Source organism: Rothia nasimurium, assembly GCF_004569295.1.
In the GTDB taxonomy this organism is placed as follows: Bacteria; Actinomycetota; Actinomycetes; order Actinomycetales; family Micrococcaceae; genus Rothia; species Rothia nasimurium_B.
In genome coordinates this window covers 1-17,948 of record NZ_SPQC01000047.1, presented here as the reverse complement: position 1 = coordinate 17,948, position 17,948 = coordinate 1, and the positions used below count along the sequence as shown (strand labels likewise).

18 protein-coding genes are annotated in these 17,948 nt (G+C 62.1%); 12 read left to right on the top strand and 6 right to left on the bottom strand.

Annotation, left to right across the window (positions count from 1 at the left end):
• The coding region (locus tag E4U03_RS10680; protein ID WP_245207724.1) for a thiamine pyrophosphate-binding protein at positions 1 to 609 on the bottom strand (609 nt) is incomplete at its 3' end.
• A gap of 365 nt (positions 610 to 974) precedes the next feature.
• On the opposite strand from E4U03_RS10680, the gene E4U03_RS10675 reads away from it, so the two are divergent.
• The 7 genes from E4U03_RS10675 (at position 975) to E4U03_RS10650 (ending at position 8,348) form a co-directional block, all read left to right on the top strand.
• Positions 975 to 1,916, top strand: coding sequence for a hypothetical protein (locus tag E4U03_RS10675; protein ID WP_135013713.1), 942 nt, complete (start codon positions 975 to 977; stop codon positions 1,914 to 1,916).
• A gap of 449 nt (positions 1,917 to 2,365) precedes the next feature.
• A complete protein-coding gene (gene speB, locus E4U03_RS10670) occupies positions 2,366 to 3,385 on the top strand; it encodes an agmatinase (RefSeq protein ID WP_135013719.1) in 1,020 nt (339 codons plus the stop codon).
• Positions 3,386 to 3,387: 2 nt separating this feature from the next.
• Positions 3,388 to 4,659 carry a PLP-dependent aminotransferase family protein gene (locus tag E4U03_RS10665; RefSeq protein ID WP_228066194.1) on the top strand — a complete coding sequence of 424 codons (1,272 nt, stop codon included), beginning with the start codon at positions 3,388 to 3,390 and terminating at the stop codon, positions 4,657 to 4,659.
• A gap of 237 nt (positions 4,660 to 4,896) precedes the next feature.
• The gene (locus E4U03_RS13430; RefSeq protein WP_245207723.1) at positions 4,897 to 5,379 is read left to right on the top strand and encodes a Fic/DOC family N-terminal domain-containing protein; all 483 of its coding nucleotides are present in this window, start codon (positions 4,897 to 4,899) and stop codon (positions 5,377 to 5,379) included.
• Entirely contained in the window at positions 5,316 to 5,918 is a 603-nt protein-coding gene (locus E4U03_RS13425) for a Fic family protein (protein WP_245207722.1), read from the top strand. Before E4U03_RS13430 ends, E4U03_RS13425 begins: the two co-directional genes overlap by 64 nt.
• A gap of 85 nt (positions 5,919 to 6,003) precedes the next feature.
• Positions 6,004 to 6,777, top strand: a complete 774-nt coding sequence (locus tag E4U03_RS10655) for a glycerophosphodiester phosphodiesterase family protein (protein WP_209304163.1) — start codon at positions 6,004 to 6,006, stop codon at positions 6,775 to 6,777.
• Positions 6,778 to 6,854: 77 nt separating this feature from the next.
• Positions 6,855 to 8,348: a DUF1846 domain-containing protein gene (locus tag E4U03_RS10650; protein ID WP_135013711.1), complete on the top strand. Its 1,494-nt coding sequence runs from the start codon at positions 6,855 to 6,857 to the stop codon at positions 8,346 to 8,348.
• A gap of 84 nt (positions 8,349 to 8,432) precedes the next feature.
• On the opposite strand, the gene E4U03_RS10645 is transcribed toward E4U03_RS10650, so the two are convergent.
• Genes E4U03_RS10645 through E4U03_RS10635 form a run of 3 tightly spaced genes read right to left on the bottom strand, consistent with a single transcriptional unit; the run spans position 8,433 to position 11,266 of the window.
• Complete coding sequence (locus tag E4U03_RS10645; RefSeq protein ID WP_135013710.1) at positions 8,433 to 9,050, bottom strand: lytic transglycosylase domain-containing protein; 618 nt, start codon at positions 9,048 to 9,050, stop codon at positions 8,433 to 8,435.
• Between the two features lie 33 nt (positions 9,051 to 9,083).
• Complete coding sequence (locus E4U03_RS10640) at positions 9,084 to 9,461, bottom strand: multicopper oxidase domain-containing protein (protein WP_167752402.1); 378 nt, start codon at positions 9,459 to 9,461, stop codon at positions 9,084 to 9,086.
• A 17-nt stretch (positions 9,462 to 9,478) separates the two neighbouring features.
• The gene (locus E4U03_RS10635) at positions 9,479 to 11,266 is read right to left on the bottom strand and encodes a cupredoxin domain-containing protein (protein ID WP_135013706.1); all 1,788 of its coding nucleotides are present in this window, start codon (positions 11,264 to 11,266) and stop codon (positions 9,479 to 9,481) included.
• Between the two features lie 199 nt (positions 11,267 to 11,465).
• On the opposite strand from E4U03_RS10635, the gene E4U03_RS10630 reads away from it, so the two are divergent.
• From E4U03_RS10630 to E4U03_RS10610, 5 genes are all read left to right on the top strand, one after another.
• Positions 11,466 to 11,969, top strand: coding sequence for a DUF456 domain-containing protein (locus E4U03_RS10630; RefSeq protein ID WP_135013704.1), 504 nt, complete (start codon positions 11,466 to 11,468; stop codon positions 11,967 to 11,969).
• Positions 11,970 to 11,987: 18 nt separating this feature from the next.
• Positions 11,988 to 12,455 carry a hypothetical protein gene (locus E4U03_RS10625; RefSeq protein WP_135013702.1) on the top strand — a complete coding sequence of 156 codons (468 nt, stop codon included), beginning with the start codon at positions 11,988 to 11,990 and terminating at the stop codon, positions 12,453 to 12,455.
• Positions 12,456 to 12,461: 6 nt separating this feature from the next.
• Positions 12,462 to 13,739: a glycosyltransferase 87 family protein gene (locus E4U03_RS10620; protein WP_135013701.1), complete on the top strand. Its 1,278-nt coding sequence runs from the start codon at positions 12,462 to 12,464 to the stop codon at positions 13,737 to 13,739.
• A gap of 77 nt (positions 13,740 to 13,816) precedes the next feature.
• Entirely contained in the window at positions 13,817 to 14,965 is a 1,149-nt protein-coding gene (locus tag E4U03_RS10615; RefSeq protein WP_135013699.1) for a CPBP family intramembrane glutamic endopeptidase, read from the top strand.
• A 10-nt stretch (positions 14,966 to 14,975) separates the two neighbouring features.
• Complete coding sequence (locus tag E4U03_RS10610) at positions 14,976 to 16,280, top strand: M18 family aminopeptidase (RefSeq protein WP_135013697.1); 1,305 nt, start codon at positions 14,976 to 14,978, stop codon at positions 16,278 to 16,280.
• Between the two features lie 638 nt (positions 16,281 to 16,918).
• Here E4U03_RS10610 and nadE read toward each other — a convergent pair.
• Together nadE and E4U03_RS12935 are read right to left on the bottom strand one after the other, a co-directional pair.
• The gene (nadE, locus tag E4U03_RS10605) at positions 16,919 to 17,743 is read right to left on the bottom strand and encodes an ammonia-dependent NAD(+) synthetase (RefSeq protein WP_135013695.1); all 825 of its coding nucleotides are present in this window, start codon (positions 17,741 to 17,743) and stop codon (positions 16,919 to 16,921) included.
• 89 nt (positions 17,744 to 17,832) lie between these two features.
• Positions 17,833 to 17,948 (bottom strand): IS3 family transposase (locus tag E4U03_RS12935; RefSeq protein ID WP_135011154.1); only part of this gene is annotated, 116 nt, incomplete at its 5' end.

Here is a 17,948-nt window from a genome sequence, read left to right as displayed (position 1 = left end):
GGGCTGGGGCTTGCCGAGGGGGCGGGCCTGCAGGATGGCGGGGTCAAGCTCAACTTCGCGTTCGAGTACATCGAGGGGTACTTCGATGTGGATGGGGCGCGGACGGTTGTGGGCGAAGGAGCGGAAGGCGTTGTGGATGATGTCCACGGCTTCTTCAGCGGAGTTCACGCGGCGGGAGAACTCGACGATGGAGTTGACGGCGCCGGTGGGGTTCTTGGTCTCGTGCAGGGCGCCGATGTCGCGGAATTCGTGGCCCACGGGGCGACCTGGGGAGAGGATAATCATGGGGCGCGACTCAGCGTAGGCGGTGGCGGCACCCGAGAGGGAGTTGAGCAGACCGGGGCCCGAAGTGGTGATGACGACGCCGGGCAGGCCACGGGTCAGTGACCAGCCGTCCGCCCCGTAGGAGGCACCCTGCTCGTGGCGGGTGGTGACGGGGTGGATGTCGAGCTCTTCGAGGTGGCGGTAGAACTCGAGGTTGTGGGTGCCGGGAATGCCGAAAACGGTGTCGATGCCGTAGCTGCGCAGGGTTGCCAGAATGGCGTAGCCGGCATTGCGGCGGGGCTCGGTGGTTTCACCGGAGCGGTCGGGGAGTGAGGGGTGGGTCATGGTGGCCTTTCGTCGGCGCGTGGTGCGGGTTTCCGATTCAGCTTAAGGGGTGAATGTATAGATATGCGGGATTTTCGCCCCTGAAATGTTATGCGGGGCACAGTATGTTTATGAGTGGACGCCCGTGGCGGCTTGAGGGGGCTGGGTAGGTTTGCGGAAAGGGTTTCATTCTGCGTAATAGAAAGTCGCTCAAGAAAAATATTCAGTAGACTGATTAAACATTTACAGTCAACTCCCAGGACACCATGCGCACTCGGCACACCCACCTTCTTTCCCTTATAACACTCTCTGCCCTTGCTCTAATAGGGTGCTCCGCCACTCCAATTGAGGAACCTGCCAGCGAAACTGCTACCCCTACAGTGGCTGTGAGCAGCTCAGTAACCACCAGCTCCACGCCCAGCGCGAGTGCGGCAGCGTCCTCATCGGCTCCTGCCACCTCGACCGCTAGCCCGTCCGCAAGTGCCAGCGCTGCGGCGTCCGCCCCCGAGCAATCCTCACGGGCCAATGCTCCAAAGAGCGAGGTGCTCGGCGGTGGCGACCAGATCTTTGCCCACCGTTACGTGGCGCTCTACGGTAACCCCGGCGGCCCGTCCCTGGGAGTGCTTGGTGAGCAGGGCCCGGCTGAATCTGTTGCCCGGGTTAAAAATCTCGCCGCTGAATACCAGGCGTACACCGATGAAAAGGTCATTCCCACCTTTGAGATCATCACCACGGTAGCCAGCTCAGCTCCCGGGCCTGACGGCGACTACTCCGATGAGGCAACCGTTGAAAGCCTGCGACCTCTCATTGACGAAGCCCGTAAAAACGGGGTCTACGTTATCTTGGACTTCCAGCCCGGCCGCAGCACCTTCACCGAGCAGATCAAACAGTATGAAGAGCTGCTCAAGGAACCTCATGTTGGCCTGGGCATTGACCCCGAATGGCGTATCTACCCCGGGCAGGTTCACCTGCAACAAATTGGGACCGTGGATGCCTCAGAAATCAACGAAACTCTGGACTATCTAGCGGCACTGACCGATAAACACCGCCTGCCGCAGAAGATGGTGGTGCTGCACCAGTTCACGCACTCCATGATTACTAACCGGGCGGTGCTCGATACGAGCCACCCCGAGCTGGCCCTTACCCTGCATGCGGACGGCCACGGCACACCTGAGCTGAAAAACTCTACCTACCAGGAGCTCATCCGCGATCTTGACCCGGCCATTAAGCCCTCGTGGAAGAACTTCTACGACGAGGACACCCCCACTCTGACTCCCGCCCAGACTTATGCCCTCACCCCCAAGCCCTATGTGGTGACCTACCAGTAGATGCGGCGGGGTGTGCAGGTTTCTTGGGTTCTGTGCAGGTTTTTCTGTGCACAGAACCCAAGAAACCTGCACAGGACGGGATAGCACAGGAAACTGCGGAGAGAACCGCACCATGATTTTTTAACTTCATTTTCTGCAAACTTATGCACCTGCGCGCGGTGGTGGATAGGTGAGGACGCTTGCCCCCGCTTGGCTGCCACTGGTGGGTTGGCATAGCTTTACTGACCGGTGAATAAGTATCAGATTCACGCGCGCGGTCGCGGTTAAAACTGCCCCGCCGCTGCTGCGCAGGCGGGTTATAGTGGTAGCGATTCTAGTGCGCCCGGCCACACTGGTGCTGGGCCCGCCCCGCACCCAACCTGCCCCGCGCACTGAGCTAGTTACCAGCGTCCTAACCCCTTGGAGAACCCGTGACTCAAGCCTTCTTCTCAGCTGACCCCAGCCGCGTCATCGCCACCGGCGCCGACGGCGTCGAACGCGTCGGCCCCGTCAACGCCGCCGAAGTGCCCCGCTGGGCCGGCCTTGCCACCTTCGCCCGCCTGCCCTGCTTCGACGAGGTCGACAAGGCCGACATCGTGGTAGCAGGTATGCCCTGGGACTCCGGCGTCTCCTACCGACCCGGCGCCCGCTTCGGCTCCAACCACGTGCGCGAGTCCTCCCGCCTGCTACGCCCCTTCAATCCGGCCGCCAACATCTCCCCCTTCAAAGAAGCCCAGGTAGCCGACGCCGGTGACATCATCGGCAACCCCTTTAACATCGAAGAAGCCCTCGCCATGTTCGAGGCCGGTGCCCACGAACTCACCAAGGACGGCGCCCGCCTGGTCACCATCGGCGGCGACCACACGATCGCGCTCGCCAACCTGCGCAACCTGGCCAAGAAGCACGGCAAAATCGCCCTGCTGCACTTCGATGCCCACCTGGATACCTGGGACACCTACTTCGGCGCCGAATACACCCACGGCACCCCCTTCCGTCGCGCCTTTGAAGAGGACCTGCTCGACACCGACGCCCTCTGCCATGTGGGCACCCGCGGACCCCTCTACGGCACCGAAGACCTCGAGGACGACGCCCGCTTCGGCTTTGGTATTGTTACCAGCGCGGACGTCTACTACCTGGGTGTACAGAAAGTCGTTGAGCTGCTGCGGGAGCGCATTGGCGACAAGCCGCTCTACGTTTCCATCGACATCGACGTGCTCGACCCCGCCCACGCACCCGGCACCGGCACCCCCGAAGCGGGCGGCATTACCTCCCGTGAACTGCTCGAAATCCTGCGCGGCCTGCGCGGGCTCAACCTGGTGGGCTCCGAGGTGGTTGAAGTGTCCCCGGCCTACGACCACGCCGAACTGACCGGCATCGCTGCCGCCCACACCGTCTACGAACTCATCTCCCTGCACGCCGCCGGGGTAGGTGCTGAGTCGACCTCACCGGCGTCCGGCGTCGCCGACATTACCTACGGTGGCAAGGAGTAACCATGAGTAAGATTGCAGCCCTACTGGCCGAAGCTAACCCTGCCGAAGCTCGCATTATGCGCCACTTCGCTGACCGCGCTGCCGGGTTCCGCCCGTCCGCTGTGCGCGATGTCTTTGAGGTGGCCATGCGCCCCGGCATTATCTCCCTGGCCGGCGGCAACCCCGACCTCGATCTGCTGCCCCTTGACCGACTGGGGGCCATGAGCGCCCGCATTATCGAAGAAGAGGGCCTGGAAGTCCTGCAGTACGGCTCCGGCGCTGGCCTGGAAGCCCTCGCTGAGCTGGTCTGTGAGTTCATGGAATCTGAAGGCGCCCGCCCGGCGGTCGATGACATTCAGATGACCGCGGGCTCCCAGATGGGTCTAGACCTTGCCACCAAACTCTTCGTCAACCCCGGCGACGTAATCCTGGCTGAGGGCCCCACCTACACTGGCGCCCTGGGCGTCTTCGAGGGCTACCAGGCGGACGTCCGCCAGGTACCCCTGGACGCGGACGGCCTCGGCCCGGCCGCCGTCGCCCGGGCCATTGAAGAGATCCGGGCCGAGGGCAAGCAGGTCAAGTTCCTCTACACCATCCCCAACTTCCAGAACCCCACCGGCATCTCTCTGTCGGACGAGCGCCGCACCGAGCTGGTGCGTGTCTGCCGCGAAGCCGATGTGCTGATTGTTGAGGATAATCCCTATGGCCAGCTCTCCTTCACCGGGGAACGCCGCCGCTCCCTCTATTCTCTGGATCCTGAGAACGTGCTCTACCTGGGCTCCTTCTCTAAGGTCTTCTCGCCCGGCGTGCGCGTGGGCTGGATGGTTGCCCCCTTCCGTGTGCGTAAGTTCCTGCAGATCGCGGGTGAGGCCGTGACGATTTGCCCGTCTGTGCTGTCACAGCGCCTGGTGCTGGGCTTCATGAGCGAGGGCCTGTGGGAGTCCCATACCCGCGCCACCGCTGCCCTGTATGAGGCCCGCTGCAAGGCCGTGCTGGACGCCTGCGAAAAGTACATGCCCGAGGGCACCACCTGGACGGTACCTGAGGGCGGCTTCTTTACCTGGCTGACCCTGCCCACCGGTGGTAAGTATGAGGATGCGACGGACGCCCTCGCCCCCGCTATTGAGGCCGGTGTGGTCTTCATTCCTGGCTCGGCTTTCTATGAGCCGGTGGTTGGTTCAGATGGTGTTTCGCGGAACCCGGGTGCCAACCAGCTGCGTATCGCTTTCTCGGCGATTGAGCCGGACGCCCTGACCGAGGGTGTGCGACGGTTGGCTGAGGTGCTGAAGGACTAGAGCCCTTTGTCGAATGCGACCTCTTTTCTCGAGCGGGTGATGTTTGAGTACTCGCTCGGGAAAAGAGGTCGCATTCGTGTGTGGGAGCCAAGAATCCTACGCAGGCTGGGGAGGTGGCGGTCCCTGCTCTCGTCAAAAGATTGAACATGTGACTTGAATCTGTCAAAAAAACCCAAAATTTTTGACATATCAGCAATTTTTGGGGCTTATCTGTCAAAAAATGGGTAGATTTTGTACATGACCTGGTCTGCTGATGAACCCTACAATGATCTGCCACCGCTACCGCCAGCCGACTATGTGGAAACTATCCGCGTACTCAAGGCTGTAATCGAAGCGCGAGCAGCTATAGCCGGGTTGAATGAGGCCTTAGTGTCCCTGCCTAATCCGGGCATCTTCTTGCATTCTCTTGCCCTACTTGAGGCTCAGGCAAGCTCTGAAATCGAGAACATTGTAACTACCACCGACGAACTCTTTAAAGCAGCAACAGTTTCAATGGACGCCAGCGGAGCAACCCGGGAGGCCCTGCGTTACCAAAAAGCCTCTTCGCTGGGCTTGAAGCAATGCGGGAACGTCAGGGCATTATCACTGCTAATACTGCCCGGGAAATCTGTAGCACCATCCGCGATATTGATACTCGGGTCAGACACGGGGACGGCGTGTATACCGGCAACCCAGCAACTCGCTGTCGCATCTATACCCCGCCCCAGGGCGCTGAAGTGATTTCTGAGAAACTGCGCAACTGGGAAGAGTTCGTGAACTCTGCTGGCAGCTTTGACCCACTGGTGAAGGTTGCACTTGCCCATTACCAGTTTGAGGCTATCCATCCTTTCGACGATGGTAACGGGCGCACCGGGCGAATTCTTAACGCGCTGATGCTGGTATCTTCCGGGCTTTTGAGTGAGCCTATTCTTTATATTTCGCAGAGCATCATTGCCCAGAAGAATGACTACTACCGCCTCTTGAATGCGGTGACCTCTGAGGGGGCCTGGGAAGACTGGACGATCTACATGATTGAAGCCATGCGGTTAACGGCTGTGAGCACTCTGCAGAAGATTAAGCAAATTCAGGCCTTGCAGGAGCAAGTGAAAGAACGGGCTGGCTCTCAGATGCCGGTAGGTGTAGTGGATGTTCTTTTTGAGCAGCCCTACTGCCGTATTAAGGACGTGGTGGGCCGTTGCTCGGTGACCCGCCAGACCGCAACCAAATACCTGGGGGGAGCTTGTCTCAGTGGGGGCGCTGCGGGAAGAAAAAGTTGGTAGAGAGAAGCTCTTCGTGAATGAAGGGCTGATGGATATTTTGAAAAGTGAAGTGCTAAAAGGCTAGAACCCTGCACAGAAGCCTACGATGGGGCACCTTTCGTTAACCTCCCTGCCCCATACTGGTGCCATGCGTATTTTTGCTCACCGGGGGGCGTCCGGAACCTGCCCTGAAAACACCCTCGCCGCCTTCACCGCCGCCGCTGACTCCGGCGCGACCTGGGTCGAAACCGACGTCGATATCGCTGCCTGCGGCACACCCGTCCTTCTGCACGACACCGACCTCGACCGCACCACCAACCTCACCGGCCCCCTCTACAGCTACACCGCCGAGCAGCTTTCCGGGGCGGACGCCGGCGCCTGGTTTTCGCCCGACACGGCGGGGGAGCCGGTGCCCACCCTGGCCCAGCTGATTGATCTGGCCAATGAGCGCGGGCTCAACCTCAACATCGAACTGAAATCCAACAAACAGGGGGCAGAGCGTTCTCGTCTGCTCATCGACAGAGTGATCGAAGAGCTGGCCCACCTGCAACCGGGGCGAGAGGTAATCGTCTCCTCCTTCAATCACCTGCTCCTGGCCGAATTCAAACGCCGCGCCCCGCAGTATGCGGTCGGGGCCCTCTTCGTCACCGAGATGCTTCAGCCCGACTGGCGCTCCGTTCTGGAACTCATCGACACCAGCGCCGCCCACTTGGAAGACCGGGCCTTAACCCGCGCGACCGTCCGCGCCCTGCGCGAAGCCGGGTATGAGGTCAACGTCTGGACGGTCAACAGCCCCGCCCACGCTAACGAGCTCAAAAACTGGGGCGCTACCGGCGTCTTTACCGATTACCCCGAGCGGCTGCTGCACCTAGAGAAGTAAAGCGTGCCCGCCCTCACCGCCGCCACGTGGTCGGTGCGCGGGCGTCCGCACCCTTGGACTTGATAGGCTTGACTTCCATGGTGAACAAAATTGGTTTTGACCGTGAGAAGTACATCGAGATGCAGTCTCGACACATCCAGGAGCGCCGCGAAGAAATTGGCGGCAAGCTCTACCTCGAAATGGGTGGCAAACTCTTTGACGACATGCACGCCTCCCGCGTGCTGCCCGGCTTCACACCCGACAACAAGATCGCGATGCTGGAGCAAATCCGCGACGAGGTAGAAATTCTCATCTGCCTCAACGCCAAGGACCTGCAGCGCAACAAAATTCGCGCTGACCTGGGCATTACCTACGAGGACGACGTGCTCCGCCTGGTTGACGTCTTCCGTGAGCGCGGCTTCCTGGTCGAGCACGTGGTGCTCACCCAGATGGAGGACGACAACGCCAAGGCTGTTGCCTTCAAGCAGCGCCTGGAGCGCCTGGGGCTGAAGGTTTCGCGTCACCGCGTCATTCCCGGTTACCCCACCAACACCGACCTGATCGTGAGCGAGAACGGCCTGGGCCGTAACGAGTTCGCTGAAACCACCCGTAACCTGGTGGTTGTTACCGCTCCCGGCCCCGGTTCCGGCAAGCTGGCAACCGCCCTGTCGCAGGTCTACCACGAGAACAAGCGCGGTGTGAAGGCTGGCTACGCCAAGTTCGAGACCTTCCCCATCTGGAACCTGCCCCTGGAGCACCCCGTCAACCTGGCCTACGAGGCTGCGACCGTTGATCTCGATGACGCTAACGTTATCGACCATTTCCACCTGACCGCCTACGGCGAGTCCACCGTCAACTACAACCGCGACGTTGAGGCCTTCCCCCTGCTCAAGGTGTTGCTGCAGAAGATGACCGGCACTACCCCCTACCAGTCGCCCACCGACATGGGTGTGAACATGGCCGGTAACTGCATCACCGATGACGCCGCCTGCCGCTATGCCTCTGAGCAGGAGATTATCCGCCGCTACTTCAAGGCCCTGGTGGACGAGGCCCGCGGCGGCCTAGATTCCATCCAGTCGGACCGCGCTGCTGTGGTTATGGCCAAGGCCGGCATCAAGGAAACCGACCGCCCGGTCGTCACCCCCGCCCGCCTGCGCGAAGAAACCACCGGTGCCCCCGGCGCGGCGATCGAGCTGGCAGATGGAACCATCATCACCGGTAAGACCACCGACCTGCTCGGCTGCTCGGCTGTTGCCCTGCTTAACGCGCTCAAGCACTTGGCTGGCCTGGACGACAACAAGCACCTGCTGTCGAACGAGGCCCTGGAACCCATCCAGCGTCTGAAGACCCTGCACCTGGGTAGCCAGAACCCCCGCCTGCACACCGACGAGGTACTGATTGCCCTCTCAACCTCCGCAGCTCACGACGAGGACGCCCGCGCCGCCCTTGAGCAGATTAAGAACCTGCGTGGCGCTGACGTGCACACCACCACCATTTTGGGTTCGGTGGACGAGGGGATCTTCCGCTCCCTGGGCATGCTGGTCACCTCTGATCCCAAGTTCCAGAAGAAGGCCCTCTACCAGAAGCGCTAGGCTTCCCCGGTAGGGCTTCTGATTAAGGACGCCGCCACCCGCACCCCTGCCTCGGGGCAGGAAAGCGGGTGGTGGCGTCCTTGTTTAGCGCACTAGGGTAGCCTGTTTGAAATCGGGGCTGGGGGCGCAAGTGACCGCGTATTTAGTGGCGGCGAGCTCGTCAATTTTGACCACGTAGTTTTGGGTCTCAAAGTAGGGTGGGATGCCGCCGTATTCCTCGACTGCACCGGGCCCGGCGTTGTAGCCAGCTAGAACAATATCCTGAAGCGAAGCCTCATCCGATACATAGGGGGCCAGGCGCTCAGAAAGATAGGCCAGGTAGCGGCCCTGGGCGGCGATGGAGTCTTCAGGGCTGTTGATATCGCCCTCGCCCCAGATGTCCCAGGTGTCTTGGGTGAACTGGGCTAGGCCGTGGGCGCCTGCATGCGATTGGGCGGTGGTGACCCAGCCTGATTCGGTTTCTAGCTGGGCTGCCAACACGCCTGCGCGGAAACCAGCAACCTGGGCGGCAGCTTCAATGTCGTCCCGCAGTTCTGTGGGGGCGTAGGTCAGGTCGGTCTGCCCGCAGTAGTCCTCGTAGGTAGCAGAAAGCCCCACGACGCCGGCCGACATCAGCACCGCCGATGCCACAATCTGCCAGTGCGCGACCAGCCCTGCGCCGATGCGCAGGGCAAGATTGGGCTTGGGGCGTTCACTTGTCATCAGGTCAAGACTACTGGATAACCCTCATGCCCGTCAGGTGCTCACCTGCCGTACACGCCCCAAGGTGATGCACTCAACCCGGCAAGCAGCTCCTGCCCGGTGTTGCCTGCCAGCGGCGAAGCCTTCGGGGGAGACGGTTCCGGCGTGGAAGTCTACCGAGTGCCCCATGCTTCCGTTGTTGATGAGTGTAATTTCAAAAATATCGCCCACGCGCCCGCGCAGGGTGGGGCCCATGTAGGAGCCGTTGAAGGTCCAGGCGTTGAGATTGACCCCGGGGGCAACTTCGCGGGGGAGTTCCTGCACATCCAGGGTCTGGCGGTGTACGGTGCGGCCATCGATGCTTTCACAGTCGGCTACGGGAGCCAGGGTGGCATCGCGGGTTTGGTAGCTTTCAGAGATATCGCCCTGCAAATCAATATCGGTGGGGGCTAGTACTGAGCCGGTCGCCCGCCGGTGCTGTGCCCGGCGTGGGCTGAACTATCGGTGGCGCTGGTACCTGCCTGGGTGGCGTCCGCCCCGCTTGCTACCACCGTGAAGGTCATGCCCATAGCCTTGTGCCCGACCACCGAGCACCAGCCCTCTAGATCACCGGTGATGATGCCGACGTCTACGCTCTTGGTTGCCCCGGGGTCGATGCGGCCGGTGGAAGTTCCGTTGGAGAAGGTCAGGTCGTGGGCGTTCTTGGTGTCGGTGTTGGTGACCTCAATGACCAGGCGGTTGCCCACCGGCACTTCTGCGGTGTCGGGGGTAAAGCGCATGTCGGCGGTGGCTTCAACGGTCAGGGTGGTGGTCTGGCCGGTGGCACTCCCGGCGGACGCTGGCGCGGTAAGCCGGGCGCGGGCCGCCGGGTCAACCGCGAGCCCTAGGGCTACCACCAGAGCCACAGCCAGGGCACCGATGAGGGCATTGCGCAGGTGGGGTACGGGAGTCGGCGCGAGCGCTTCGGGGTCAGGGACGGGTGCCTTGCCGCGGGACCGGGCCTGAACCATTGCCTTGCGCGCACTGACGGAGGCCCGAACCCCGCGCATCATGAGCGGGATGAAGGCGAAGAGGGTAAAGGCTCCGAGGAGGGAGGCGCCGGTGCGCACCCAAGAGCCGGTGAGAGCAACCGGCAGGATGAAGATGAGCAGCGAGAGGTTGACCATGACGGTGCGGCCCGCCGCGAAACGGTTGAACTCCTTGTTGGCGTCGTGGACGGACTTAGGGCCGCCGCCCATACGGGCAGGCAGTAGGTAGGTCATGGCACCCAGCAGGGTCTGAGCCAGGAAGCCGGCAACAAACATGGGGGTGATCGGGCGCAGGGGCAGGGAGCCAAAGGGTGAGGTCGCGACTAGGCAGGCAGAGAAAAGGACGCCCGCGGTCAACCAGACCATACCGGCAGCTACCGAGAAAGTTGCGTAGTCGGCAGGCTTCTTGGCGGCAGCGGTGCGCACCATGAGGGTAAGAACTAGCCCCAGGGCACCGGCATAGAGCAGCAGGCCGGCAACAGCCAGCCAGGTGAGACCTGCCAGGGCACCGGCCACGGTGAGCCCCAACCCCATGCACAGGCCTGCCAGGGCGCGGGTGGAGCGGACGACGGCGTCCGGCACCATGACCGTGCGCAGCATGGTCGGCCAGAGGGTCATCAGGGTACCCACCACCGTGATTCCCACAAAGCCCAGCACATTGATAGCCTCGTGGGCCAGCAAAAGACGGCCGTGCCAGGTGGCGCTCAGCCCGTCGTAGGCCAGCAAGGCACCAAAAGTAGCACCCACCGGCAGCAGCCAAGAGGCCGCACTGTAGTAGCGAACCGTCACCCCAAAGCGGGCAGGCAGGGCAGAACGCATCTGCTGCAGCAGAGCAACCCCGTGCCAGGTCACCGCAGTGCCCACGCCCACCGAGCCGAGCACCGTCAGCGGGTAGAGAGAAAAGACCACACCCACCATCAGCACCACCATCGAGGCGTTGAGGGTATAAATGCGGGCCAGCTGCACCGGTCGGGCGGTGTCGGGGAGCTTGTGCTTGAGCAGGGCCTCGGTGAAGTGCTGGGACCAGATCAGAATCGAGTTGGTGATGAGCCCCAGGGTAACCATGTGAACCATCAGCCAAAGAGACTCTGGAATCCACCGGTGGGTCATGAGCACGATGAACAGGGCGAACATCCACAGGGACACCGGCCTAGAGGCCCTACGGTGCCAGGTGCGGCGGCCACTGGCGATATCGTCCTTCTCAGGCATCTCTACTCCAAAACTTGTATACGTAATGCTGATTATATCAGTGTGGTTTTACGATGAGATAGCTAAGCATTGGGCATACCGAAGCCTATCGATCCTCTTGCTCCTCGCCTGGGGGCTCGTCGCAATTCACGCCAGCCCCGACCAATAGGCTTCGGTATGCCCAATGCTTGCCAGTAACCGCACCGGTAAACTGAACAGTATGACCCTAGCTATCGTGATGACCCTTATCGCCGTCGTCCTCATTGCCGTTGGCATCGTCGGTATCGTCTACCCCATCCTGCCCGGCTCCTTCGCCGTGCTGGGCGGCGTGCTGCTCTGGGGGCTTACCCTGCGCGGGCCGGAAGGCTGGTGGATCCTTGGCTTAGGCCTTCCCATCATGATTGCGGGCATGGCTGCCCAGGCCCTACTCACCGGCAAGACCCTCAAACAGCGAGCCATTCCTAACCGCTCTATTCTCTGGGGCGTGCTCGGCGCGGTAATCGGCATGTTTGTGATACCTGTCGTCGGCCTCTTCGTCGGCTTCGCGGTAGCCCTGCTGCTCAGCGAAACCGTGCGCAGCCAGGGCGATATCGCCACCTCAGCAGGCAGCACCCTGGCCGCCCTCAAATCAATGGGCATCGGCATCCTCATCGAACTCGCCGCAGCCCTCACCACCGGCACTATCTTCACTATCTGCGCCATCACCTACTTCATCACCGCCTAGCCGGTAGACTGGTTTCCCGTGAAAACACTGCCTGCTTCCCTCATTCTTGCCGCCACCGCCATCGTCCAGGCCCTCGGTATCTTCCGCTACACCGAAGACACCATGGCCCTCTCCGGTCAAATCTTCTTCCCCGTACTCTTTGCGCTCATGGCCATCTACATCACCTGGCGCAACAAAGAAAACAACGGCGCCTTCCCCCTCGCCCACATCATCATTGCCGCCCTTGCCGTTGTAGCCCTGGGTGCCACCATTGCCGGGTGGAGCGCCAGCCTTTACTATTTCTACCCCTCCTACTACGTCTTCTACGCAGCACTCGGCCTAATCGTTCTCGAACTCGCCCTGCGCATCGCCGCCCTGCCCAAGAAAGCCGCCGAGGAGCGTCCTACCAAGCGCCTACCCGGCCGCGCCAAAACCAAGCGCGGCACCAACCTGGTAGCCGTCCGCAAGACCGCAGACCAAGACGCCGCAACCCCCACCGAAAAGTAGCCCCAGGTGCCCCTCTTTAGCCTCACCACCCGCCTGCCCGCCCGGCACATCATCTGGCCGGTCCTCACCGGCATCTTCTTCGTAGCGGTCATGCAGTGGCACATTCGCCACTCCATGATCCTCAACGGCCAAGACTTCGAGGTCTACCGCACAGGTGCAGGCGTAGTCTTCGGCGACCTCTACCCCGGCAAAACCCTCTACAACTACTACCTCGAAGACGGGCAGCCCATCGCCCTGCCCTTCACCTACCCGCCCTTTGCGGTCATGGTCTTCGCCCCCTTCGCCCTCCTGCCCCTCTGGGTCGGTGCCGGGGCCATGACCCTCCTGGCCGTTCTGGCAGCCCTCTGGATCTCGGTCCTGATTCTCAACCACGCGCGCGCTCGCGGAATCACCGTACCCGGCGAGGCCCTGCTGGGTAGCCGCTCAATGGTTGTAGTAATGGCTACCTGCATCACCATGTTCAGCCCCTGGGACCGCGGTATTGGCCTAGCCCAAATCAACGCCCTAATCCTGCTGCTGGTGCTCATCGACCTGCTCCGCCCAGCCACCCGAGTTCCCCGCGGTGTGCTCATCGGTATCGCTGGCGGTATCAAACTCACCCCGCTGGCCTTCGGCCTGATCCTGCTCATGCGCAGGGACATCAAGGGGGTGCTCACCCTGGGCGCCACCTTCGCAGCCACGGTCGCGGCAGGGTTTATCTTCATGCCCGCCACCGCCCGCGAATTCTGGTTCTTCGCTATCTCAGACCCCTCCCGCGTAGGCAACATCGCCTATGTCGATAACATCTCCACCCTGGGCTGGCTGCTGCACCTGGGGCTTGCTGAGGGGCTGCTGCTCTCGGTCCTGCGCTACGGCATTATTCTGGCCCTGCTGGTGGGTATAGCCTACCTAATTCCGGTGCTACACCGCCGCGGCATGGTGCTCTCCCAGATAGCCCTCAACGGGTTTCTCATGATGGCCATGTCGCCCATTTCTTGGTCCCACCACAACATCTGGCTGCCCCTGCTGATTGCCGCCTTCTGGTTGGACGCTTTCCCCACCTTCTTCATCCTCGCCCCCCGCGCGGTACGCCTACTGGCCGGTGCCCTGACCGTAGTTGGCTTCGCCGGGCTCATCTACGGGCCCATGCGCATTGGCATTCGCCTGGACCCCACCACCCACAACCTCGACGAGCTCAGCCAGGCTGCTCTGGCGGCGTCCTCTGCCCCCATCATCTGCCTCACCGCAGCGGTGCTGCTCTGGGTCGCGGTTGCGGTGCGCTATCGGCGGGCGCTCGCCAGCTAGCTCCGGGGCACGAATTATGACGCGGACGCCCGCCCTCCCCTTGCACGGGGCAGGGCGGGTTTCGCTAGGGTAGAGGCATGAGCACACCTAACGACCCCCGTATTCCCTGGCAAACGCCCGCCCCCAATCCACCGCAGGCTGCGGCACCGGGCTACGGGCCGGCGTCCGCCCACCCGCAGGGGCAGGTGTCCCACCCGCTAGCAACCCACCCCAACCCGGCGCCCCTGCCGCCGGTCGGCTGGCGCCCCGGCTACCGGCAGGAGAAGCAGAACCTGGGCTACCACCGGCTCTCCCACGCCGACCCTAAAGGTGCCTGGTGGAAGCCCCTGGTTGAAGCCGTCATCGGGGTACCGCTCTACCTGGTGCTCTCCCTGCTGCTGGTTGTCGCCTTCTTCTTCGCGCTTCTGCTGGGCCTTGACCCCGCCCTGCCCGCTGACCCCAGCTACCTCATCCTCGCTGCGAGCCCGGGAATCCTTGAACAAGAGGCCCTGCGGAGCCCCGCCACTTTCGTCTTCCTCTTCGGGTCTGTAGCTCTCATGTTCCCCGCCCTCTGGGTCGCCCGCCTGATTCTGGGGCCCAAGCCCTGGGGCCTGATTCACTCGGTCGCCGGGCGTATGCGCTGGGGCTGGCTAGCTACCTGCTTTGGGATAGCAGCCCTGCTCATTGTGGCCCTGCCCCTCGCCTTTGATACGGCCCTGGGGGCCCGCTACGTTCCCAGCACGACCCTGCCAGTGAGCGGCCTCATCGCTATGCTGGTCGCTATCGCCCTGGTGGTACCGGTGCAGGCCTACGCAGAAGAACTGGTCTTCCGCGGTTATCTTATGCAGACCATCGGCCGCTGGCTCAAACACCCGGCCTGGGCCATCGTCATCCCGGCACCGCTCTTTATGCTGGGGCACCTCTATGACCTGTGGGGGCAGCTCTCTGTGCTGGTCATGGGCCTGGCCGCAGGGTACATCACCTGGCGCACCGGCGGGCTCGAAGCGGCGATCGCCCTGCACGTGGTCAATAACCTGCTGGCTATGAGCTTCGGTGTGCTGGGCATGGCCGACCCCTTCCTGCAGGAAGGTTCCACCGTGGGCATGTTCATCTCGTCGCTGGTGTCGAACGGCCTGTTCGTGCTGGTCGTTATCTGGGCGGTGAACCGTCGCGGGCTAGAACGCACCCGCCCAGCCCTGGTCTGGGTCAAGGAAAGCTACCCTGAAGAGCCGCAGCCTGTCCGGTAAAATGTGGTCTATGACTCTTTCACAGACCTTTGATGCCCGAACCAACATTGATGATTTAGCCGCCTTCGTCACCGCGTCCCCCACCTCCTTCCACGCGGTGGCCGAGGCTGCCCGCCGCCTGACCGCCGCCGGCTTCACCGAGCTGAGCGAGCAGGACGCCTGGAGCAGCACAGCTGCGACCGGCAAACACTTTGTGGTGCGCGACGGGGCCATCATCGCCTGGGTGGGCACTGAAGCCCACGAAAGCTACCGGGTGCTGGGCACCCACACCGACTCCCCGGGCTTCAAGGTCAAGCCCAAGTCCTCCGTACGCACCCTGACCTGGAACCAGGTGGGGGTCGAAGTCTATGGTGGGCCCCTGCTCAACTCCTGGCTCGACCGCGAACTGCGCCTGGCCGGGCGTCTCACTATCCTGGTCGACGGGGCACTTGAAACCCGCCTGGTCGCCACCGGGCCAATCGCCCGCGTCCCCCAGCTCGCCATCCACCTGGCCCGCACAGCCAACGAGGGCCTCAAACTCGATAAGCAGGGCAACCTCTACCCTGTCTGGGGCTTCGGCGACTCCACCGGTGATGTGCTCGCCTACCTGGCCGAACGTACCGATGGCGGGCCCGTCGACCCCGAAACCATCGTGGGCTACGACCTTATGTTCGCCGACTCCGCCGAACCTCGCGTCTTCGGTGAAAACGAGGAGCTCTTTGCGTCGGGTCGCCTGGATAACCTCAGCTCCGTCCACGCCGGACTCACCGCCCTCATCCGCTACGCCGAGGCCGGGGTAAAGTCGGCCCAGACCGCCGTGCTCGCCGCCTTTGACCACGAAGAAATCGGCTCAGAATCGCGCTCCGGGGCTGCCGGGCCCTTCCTTGAGGACGTCCTGATTCGGCTCTCCGAAGCCCGCGGCGAATCCGCCGAAGCCTACCGCCGATCCATCTCTGAGTCGGTCTGCCTCTCTTCGGATGCCGGCCACCTGGCGCACCCCAACTACGCCGGGCACCACGACCCGACCGTCCGCCCCGTGCCCGGCGGCGGGCCCCTGCTCAAAATCAATGCCAACCAGCGCTACGCCACCGACGCCGTTGGCGCCGGAATCTTCGCCCAGGCCTGTGCCCTGGCAGAGGTGCCCTACCAGGAGTTCGTCTCCAACAACAATGTGCCCTGCGGTTCCACCATTGGCCCCATCACCGCCACCCGTTTAGGCATGCGCACTGTGGACGTCGGTGTCGGCCTGCTCTCCATGCACTCGGCCCGCGAACTCACCACCGTAGCCGACATGGCTCACCTGACCCGCGCGATTGAGGGGTTCTACCGGGTTTAACGCGGAAAGAAGCGACGAAGGTTCACAGCGAAGCTGCTGGCTCGGGGCTGGCGTGAATCGCTTGTGAGTGAAGCGAACCAGCGAGAGGGTCGGCAGCGAGCGTGAACCTTCGTCGCTTCTGCGTAAATATTTAGATTGAGTGAAGGCGTCTTAGCCACGCACTGCCTTCGCTAAAAAGCGCAGGTGGGCAGGTTCGGGCTTGCGGGTCTTGTCGGCGTAGTTGGGGTGCTTCTCCACCCAGCCCTTGATGTAGGGGCAGACAATGACCGGTTCGTACCCGGCTTCAATGGCCTGGGGGTGCCCCGTGAAGAGAGGTAACCATGAACCACACCCCCGAATCGCCCCGTCCTAGTGGGGCGCGCTCGATGCCTTCTTCTCGGTGCTTACCCAGGCCTTCAACACCCTGCCCATGACGATCTATGTGCTGGTGGCCCTGGGGTTATTCATCTGGCGCTACCGCTCTGCCTGGCCCCTTGGATGACCATAATGGGGGCATCTAAAAGGAGCTCTTGGCAGATGGGGTAAAGATGGCGTGGGAAGGGGGCAGTCATACTCCTTATTTTAGAGAGCATGTGGAGATTTACCACCCATAGAGTGGAGATTTACCGCCTCTAAAATGGAGATTTGCCCCCTCCATGTTACTGCCTATACCAGGAATCAAAAATCGTGACCGGGGTGGTGCGCTTATGGCGCGACCGCAGGAACCTGCTCTCGATATTTTCTGCTGCCGACGGGTCGATGTCCTTACCTTCTAGGTAGTCGTCAATCTGGTCGTAGGTGACGCCCAGTTCGTCCTCATCGGTTCGGCCCGGCTTACCGTCGAGCAGGTCGGCCGTGGGTATCTTCTCCCACAGGCGGGTATCAGCCCCCAGCACCTTGAGCAGAGCCCGGTTCTGGCGCTTATTCAGACCGAAGAGGGGCATGACGTCAGCTCCACCGTCACCGAACTTGGTAAAGAAGCCGGTGACAGCCTCAGCGCCGTGATCGGTGCCGATCACCAGCAGGTTCTTCTCACCCGCCAGGGCGTACTGGGCAATCATGCGGGCACGGGCCTTCACGTTGCCTTTGTTGAAGTCAGCGATGGGGCGGCCGGTTGCGGTAGCAAAAGCGGACTCGAAGCCGTCAACAGCCTCTGCAATGTTATAGGCGACGGTCTGCTGGGGCATGATAAAGCGCAGGGCAGCCTGGGCGTCGTCCTCGTCGGCCTGCACCTTGTAAGGCAGGCGGACGGCAATAAACTCAGCCTCAACACCCTCCAGCTCCAGCTGTTCCACAGCCAGCTGGCACAGGCGTCCGGCCAGAGTGGAATCCAGCCCGCCCGAAATGCCGAGCACAAAACCGCGGGTGCCGGTGGCTTTGAGGTAGTCCACGAGGAATTGGACGCGCTTGCGCACCTCCTCAGCCGGGTCGATGGAGGGCTTCACGCCCAGTTCTTCAATGATGTGAGCCTGTAAATCGCGCATGACTCTATGCTACTGCCAGCTCCTACAGCCAGAAAGACGCCCCGACCTCTGTAACTGAACTAGCCCCCGAAAGTTGGACTGGTTTAATCCTAGACCGTCAGGGCTGCCAAAGCCTGGCTCCGATACCCCATCGGAGCCAGGCCCTTTAATCGCTCCTGAAGCCTACCGTTGTTATACCAATAGATATAGTCATCAACCGCCTGAC

What these genes read in the sequence shown, in the direction of transcription:
- E4U03_RS10665 (WP_228066194.1), top strand. Translation starts at nt 3,388, where the DNA reads ATGAGTAAGATTGCAGCCCTACTGGCCGAAGCTAACCCTGCCGAAGCT.
- E4U03_RS13430 (WP_245207723.1), top strand. Translation starts at nt 4,897, where the DNA reads ATGACCTGGTCTGCTGATGAACCCTACAATGATCTGCCACCGCTACCG.
- E4U03_RS10655 (WP_209304163.1), top strand. Translation starts at nt 6,004, where the DNA reads ATGGGGCACCTTTCGTTAACCTCCCTGCCCCATACTGGTGCCATGCGT.
- E4U03_RS10650 (WP_135013711.1), top strand. Translation starts at nt 6,855, where the DNA reads ATGGTGAACAAAATTGGTTTTGACCGTGAGAAGTACATCGAGATGCAG.
- E4U03_RS10645 (WP_135013710.1), bottom strand. Translation starts at nt 9,050, where the DNA reads ATGACAAGTGAACGCCCCAAGCCCAATCTTGCCCTGCGCATCGGCGCA.
- E4U03_RS10635 (WP_135013706.1), bottom strand. Translation starts at nt 11,266, where the DNA reads ATGCCTGAGAAGGACGATATCGCCAGTGGCCGCCGCACCTGGCACCGT.
- E4U03_RS10630 (WP_135013704.1), top strand. Translation starts at nt 11,466, where the DNA reads ATGACCCTAGCTATCGTGATGACCCTTATCGCCGTCGTCCTCATTGCC.
- E4U03_RS10615 (WP_135013699.1), top strand. Translation starts at nt 13,817, where the DNA reads ATGAGCACACCTAACGACCCCCGTATTCCCTGGCAAACGCCCGCCCCC.
- E4U03_RS10610 (WP_135013697.1), top strand. Translation starts at nt 14,976, where the DNA reads ATGACTCTTTCACAGACCTTTGATGCCCGAACCAACATTGATGATTTA.
- nadE (WP_135013695.1), bottom strand. Translation starts at nt 17,743, where the DNA reads ATGCGCGATTTACAGGCTCACATCATTGAAGAACTGGGCGTGAAGCCC.